Raw genomic sequence first — 3,633 nt, forward strand, 5'->3', positions numbered from 1 at the left:
TTTTAAAACGGAGGTGTTAATGTGATTCATGCTTTAAAGACAATGGGAGATTATGTTCAAGATAAAACGGAATCCAGTTTTTTAAGTCAGGTTGTAGAAAATCCTAATTTTAATGGTAAATATAATACTGTTTTAGTAGTTGTATTTAACAATGATGATGATGAATTAAAATACCAGGAAATACAAATGGAAGAATTCACAAAGAAGAAATTGGAAAAATATGCATATGTTTCTGGAAGTCCACGCGGTGGTGATTTAACCCCAACTTCTAAAATTACAAAATTGGATACCACTTATTCCAGAATTCAGAGACCTTTAAAAAAATTAGTAGACAAGATAAAAAATAAGGATGAGTTAAATCAAGAAGAAAAAACAATAATTGATATTTTTAATCTATTTCAGGATGAAGATTTAAGTGATAAAATTTATCAGGAATTAGAAAAGATTTCTTATGATGATAATGCTGTTTTAACTATTGGTGTGGAAAAAAATGGCCAGATTAAATATGTAGGAGATTTTAATAAATTTACAGATTCACTTTTAGATAAGTATGAAAAAGGATTTTATTTCAAAAAATCATATAATAAAGCAGAAAAAAATTCAGTTGGTAAAAATAATAAGTGTTATATTTGTTCTAAAGAAAAAGATGAAACTTATGGTTATGTAGGTACATTTGCTTTTTATACCTTAGATAAGCCGGGATTTACAACAGGAGGTTTTAATCGAGGGAAAGCCTGGAAAAACTATCCTGTCTGTTCAGAGTGTGCACGGACTTTAGATTTAGGCAAGAAATATCTTGAAGAAAATTTAAGTTCAAGATTTAGTGGAATAAATTATTTTATTATTCCTAAGACAGTTTTTGCATCAGAAACGGAAACTGAGGAAATGTTTGAAATACTGGAAGAACTAGAAGATAAGAAAAAACTTTCATTAAAAAAAGATAATAAAAAGTCTTTATCTGGTTCTCAAAATGATCTTTTTCAAATGATGACTGAGTTTAAGAATTATGTTAACTTTAATCTAATGTTCTATGAAGAAATCAATAGTGCTTTTAGAATTTTATTATATGTTGAAGATGTTTTGCCTTCATATATTCAGAAAATATTTGCTGCTAAAGATGAAGTAGATGGGGATAATTTATTTACTAATTTACAGGGGAAAGATGGACCTTTTGAACTTTCTTTTACATTTAAAACAATTAGTGATTTCTTTTATGTTAATCAGAGAGGAAAACAGGATTTCACAAAAAGTTTTTTAGAGATTACAGATAATATTTTTTCGGAGAAAAGTATTTCCTATGATTTATTAATTAATAGGTTTATAGCTCATATTAGAGAAAAATTTGTTAATAATCAGTCCTACTGGCTTGATAATTTAAAAGCACTGCAGATTTTAAAGTTTCTAAATAAATTAGATTTATTAAATCAGAAAGGAGAGGAGGAAAAATTTATGCCAACCGTTGATAGTGAATACAAGAAAAATATTGTTGACTTTCTGGATGCTCATCATGATGTGTTGAACACCAATAGCAAAAAATTGGTTTTTCTTGAAGGAGTTTTAGCACAGAAACTCTTAAATATCCAGGCTAGTGATGGAAGTGGTTCACAGCCTTTTAGAGCAAGGCTTAATGGTCTCAAACTAAACGAAAAGATTATTAAAAGACTTTACACAGAAATCATTAATAAGTTAGAAGAATATGATAAAAATTATTATAAACAATTAGAAGAACTAATTGCAGATTATATCTTAGAAAGTGATTTATCTGAAGTTAGTAATAATGAAATTTCATTTTATTTTGTAACAGGTATGAATCAGGCTAATAAATTTAACTTTCAAAAATCTGAGGAGGAATAAAAATGGCTGTTATCGATCAGAGAAGTGAGCTGGTTTTTTTATATGATATCAAAGATGCTAATCCTAATGGGGATCCATTAGATGCTAACAAACCAAGGATTGACGAAGAAACTGGAATCAATCTGGTAACTGATGTTAGACTAAAACGTACTATTAGGGATTATTTGTATGATTATAAAGGCTTTAATGGTGAGGATGGAAAAGATATTTTTGTTAGAGAAATTCAAAATGATGACAAAAGTATTCAGGATGGCAAAGAAAGAGCTAAAGATTTTAAAGAGGATCCAAAAAAAGTTTTAGATCAATGCATTGATGTCAGACTGTTTGGAGGAGTAATTCCTCTAACTGGTGACTCTATAACCTATACTGGTCCTGTACAGTTTCAGATGGGTAGATCTCTACATAAAGTAGAGTTAAATTATATTAAAGGTACAGGTGCTTTTGCCTCCGGAGCTGGAAAAAGTAAAAAAACATTTAGAGAAGAATATGTAGTACCATACTCTTTAGTTGGATTTTATGGAATTATTAATGAGAATGCGGCTCAAAGCACTGAATTAACTAAGGATGATATTGAATTATTAATGGAAGGTATCTGGAAGGGAACTAAAAATTTAATTACTCGCTCAAAAGTTGGTCAGACACCGAGAATGTTATTAAAAGTAAATTACAGTGAAGAGAATTATTTTATAGGTGAATTAAAAAATTATATAAAGTTAGCTACTGATTTAAGAGAAGAGGAAATTAGAGATGTTTCTGATTATAAATTGGATGTCAGTGCCTTATTATCAGTAATTGAAGCTAATTCAGAAAAAATAGAAAGTGTTGAATTTAAAGTTAATCCTAGGGTTGAATTTATAAGAGATTCTAATAATATTAATTTGAATGATCTGGATTTATTTAAAGAGTTGGATATTTAAACTAAATATTAATCTTTGGGTGAGCCACAGTGGTTCACCTGAAGATTTATAGAAAGGAGAACGATAATGAATAAAGCATTAGTTTTTGATATCTGGGCAGATTATGCACATTTTAAAAAATATTATACTACAACTTCACCTTTGACTTTTTCTATTCCACCAAAAACTACTTTATATGGTATAGTTTCTGCAATTCTAGGGTTTTCAAAAGATGAATATTTAAATTATTTTCAGGAAGGGCAGTGTAAAATAGCTATACAGATTAAAAATCCCGTCAAAAAAACCAGGATAAATTTAAATTTAATTGATACGAAAAAAGCTGCCTTAATGTCGCAAATAGAAACCAGAACTCAAATCAAAACTGAGTTTTTAAAAGATGCTAAATATAGAATCTATTTTATGCATCAGGACAAAGATTTATATAACAATCTTAAAGAAAAACTAAAGAATCATAAGAGTGTATATTCAATTTCTTTGGGATTAAGTGAAAATCTTGCTAACTTTGAGTATATCAAAGAAATAGAGCTTAAAAAAATAACAGAAAATAACTGGCAGGAAATAAACACTGTTATAAGAATTGATAAGGAGAATATTAGCAAAGGTGATATAGACTTTAGTCAGAGTAATCGCGAGTATTTTAGTGATAAAATTGCTGTAGAGATGGAAAGTGATAGAACTGTAACCGATTATGCTCAGGTTTTATTTGAAAGAAGTGGTAGAAGTATTAAAGCAAATGTTAACCAGTATTATAAAGATTCTAATAACAACACTCTTTTGTTTCTGTAGTATAAGAAAGGAAAATTATATGGTTTATTCCCATCCAGATAAATTATTAATTGAACATCTAAATAATGTATATAAG

General features: G+C 28.4%; 3 protein-coding genes. All 3 read left to right on the forward strand.

All coding sequences use genetic code 11. The features are described 5' to 3' along the window. Positions 1–21 precede the first annotated feature (21 nt). The 3 genes from CI949_RS18485 to cas5b all read left to right on the forward strand — a co-directional run bounded on the left by CI949_RS18485 (position 22) and on the right by cas5b (position 3,557). Positions 22–1,854, forward strand: coding sequence for a TIGR02556 family CRISPR-associated protein (locus CI949_RS18485; protein ID WP_290769117.1), 1,833 nt, complete (start codon positions 22–24; stop codon positions 1,852–1,854). A 2-nt stretch (positions 1,855–1,856) separates the two neighbouring features. After that, positions 1,857–2,771: a type I-B CRISPR-associated protein Cas7/Csh2 gene (cas7b, locus tag CI949_RS18490; RefSeq protein ID WP_290769119.1), complete on the forward strand. Its 915-nt coding sequence runs from the start codon at positions 1,857–1,859 to the stop codon at positions 2,769–2,771. 66 nt (positions 2,772–2,837) lie between these two features. After that, positions 2,838–3,557, forward strand: a complete 720-nt coding sequence (gene cas5b, locus CI949_RS18495; RefSeq protein WP_290769122.1) for a type I-B CRISPR-associated protein Cas5b — start codon at positions 2,838–2,840, stop codon at positions 3,555–3,557. The last annotated feature ends 76 nt before the right edge of the window (positions 3,558–3,633 follow it).

Source organism: Halanaerobium sp. (genome assembly GCF_003070835.1).

Excerpts from the sequence above, each read along its gene's own strand:
- cas5b (WP_290769122.1), top strand. The coding sequence starts at position 2,838 with ATGAATAAAGCATTAGTTTTTGATATCTGGGCAGATTATGCACATTTT.
- cas7b (WP_290769119.1), top strand. The coding sequence starts at position 1,857 with ATGGCTGTTATCGATCAGAGAAGTGAGCTGGTTTTTTTATATGATATC.